We start from the raw sequence: 2,433 nt of genomic DNA on the forward strand, positions 1-2,433 counted from the left end.
GCTCACGACGGTTCATAAGACGGATCGCGCGCTTGCGATAATAGCCGGTTACCGCCTTGAACTCATCCAGAATGCGCCGCTTGTCAACGCCGCGATAACGCTCCACGATCGCCGCTTCACCGTGTCGCCATGCTGAGCCGCGCCATCCTTCTCCCGAACCGGAATGGCACGACCTGTCCATCCCTTTTGGAACAGGGACACTATTGGTAACATTTTGCTTGAGGCAATGCGGCTCGTTGCCTTCCTTTTCGCTGACCGGAAAGGTACCGGAAGTCGTCTATCGCATCTTACCCGCTGAAACGGCGGCAACACCTCGACCTCAATCGCAGATCATAGGAAATAGACGATCGCGTCGGGGCCTGAGCATCCGTTCACCGGGTTTCCGTCATCGACTGAAGCGAATTGCCCCATCGACCGTCATCGGATGGGCCGCGATACGTCGCCGTATCATGATTAGCGGGCGCACGTAGCGGAGCCATAGCTCTCCGCCCAGCCATGTTCCCCTCGTTGGAAGATGTCCGGCGGACCAGAGGGTGCTGTCCCGTCAGCTTTTCCTGAAGAGCGGCCAAGGCAATCCCTACCAGTCCATCACCACCTTGCCGGAACTGCCGCTGCGCATTGCATCGAACCCAGTCTGAAAGTCGTCGATGCCGATGCGGTGGGTGATCAGGCCGCTGACATCGAGCGGACCTTGCACCAGCGCGATCATCTTGTACCAGGTCTCGAACATCTCGCGGCCGTAGATGCCCTTCAAGTGCAGCATCTTGAAGATGACCTTGTTCCAGTCGATCTCGAAGCCGGTCGGCGCGATGCCGAGGATGGCGATCTTGCCACCATTGTTCATGGTGTCGATCATGTCGCGGAAGGCGGGCGCCGCACCCGACATTTCGAGGCCGACGTCAAAACCCTCGGTCATGCCGAGCGCCGGCATGACATCGCGCAGCTTTTCCTTCGACGCATCGACGACATGCTGGACGCCGAGCTTTTTCGCCAAAGCCAGCCGCACCGGATTGATGTCGGTGATCACCACTTTTCGCGCGCCGACGCATTGGGCAACGAGCGCGCCCATGATGCCGATCGGCCCGGCGCCGGTGACCAGCACGTCCTCGCCGACAAGGTCGAAGGACAATGCGGTATGGACGGCATTGCCCAGGGGATCGAAGATCGCGGCGACCTCGTCGGGCACATCGTCGGGGATCGGCACCACATTGTGCTGCGGGATCGCCAGATACTCGCCGAAGGCGCCGGGACGGTTGACGCCGACGCCGAGCGTGTTGCGGCATAGGTGGCCCCTGCCGGCACGGCAGTTACGGCAATGGCCGCAGACGATATGGCCTTCGCCGGAGACGCGCTGGCCGACCTTGTATTCGCTGACCGCGGCGCCGAAATCGGCGACGGTGCCGACGAATTCATGGCCGGTCACCATCGGCACCGGCACGGTCTTCTGCGCCCACTGGTCCCAATTATAGATATGAACGTCGGTGCCACAGATCGCGGTTTTCTTGATCTTGATCAGCACGTCGTTGGGGCCGATCTCCGGTACCGGCACCTCTTCCATCCAGATGCCCGGCTCGGCCCTGGCCTTGACCAGCGCCTTCATCATGTTCGACATCAGGATCTCCCTATTCCGTGATTGCGCTTCTGGCGAGATAGCCTGCACAACGGGAAGGTAGGCCACTACTCGTTTGAACGTCCGGAATGGTCAGCCCCGCCTGCTCGGCCTCGCGGCGCAAATTCTGCCTTGGCCTTGGCCCGATCTGCTGGATCACCAGGCCGGCGGCAAGTGAGCCAAGATCACCGCAGGTCTTGAGATCGCGACCCTGCGTGTAGCCATGCAGGAAACCGGCGGCGTAGAGGTCGCCGGCGCCGGTCGTGTCGACCAGTTCCTCGATGGCGGTGGCCTTGATGACCACGGTCTCGTCGCCGCGCACGATGACGGAGCCTTTCTCGGACCGCGTCACGGCGGCGATCCGGCAATCCTTGCGGATCTGCGCGAGCGCCTCGTCGAACGACGATGTCTGGTAGAGCGCCTTGATCTCGTGGCTGTTGGCAAAGACGATGTCGATGGTGCCCGAGCGCATCAGCTCGAGGAATTCGTCGCGGTAACGGTCGACGCAGAACGAATCCGACAACGTCATCGACACTTCGCGGCCTGCCGCGTGCGCCAGTTTCGCCGTCTGCCGGATCGCTTCCTTGGCGCGCGGCGGGTCCCACAGATAACCCTCGAAATAGGTGACCTTGGCGCCAGAGGCCTTGTCGGCCTCGACGTCCTCCGGCCCGAGCTCGACACAGGCGCCGAGATAGGTGTTCATCGAGCGCTCGCCATCGGGGGTGACGAAGATCATCGAGCGCGCCGTCGGCGGCCCGCCCTTGAGCGGCTTGGTGTCGAAGGCGACGCCCTGGGCATGGATGTCGTGCGCGTAGATTTCGCCC

The 2,433-nt window shown here is 62.2% G+C and carries 1 protein-coding gene and 1 pseudogene; both read right to left on the bottom strand.

Going from position 1 to position 2,433, the window contains the following annotated elements:
* Window positions 1-577 precede the first annotated feature (577 nt).
* Window positions 578-1,612 (bottom strand): L-threonine 3-dehydrogenase, encoded by a 1,035-nt coding sequence (tdh, locus tag EOA85_RS32710; protein ID WP_127212469.1) that lies wholly within the window; start codon window positions 1,610-1,612, stop codon window positions 578-580.
* Window positions 1,613-1,703: 91 nt separating this feature from the next.
* Window positions 1,704-2,433, bottom strand: a pseudogene (locus tag EOA85_RS32715) (adenosine kinase); the annotation flags it as partial.

The organism is Mesorhizobium sp. M5C.F.Ca.IN.020.29.1.1 (genome assembly GCF_003997375.1).
Classification (GTDB): Bacteria; Pseudomonadota; Alphaproteobacteria; order Rhizobiales; family Rhizobiaceae; genus Mesorhizobium; species Mesorhizobium wenxiniae.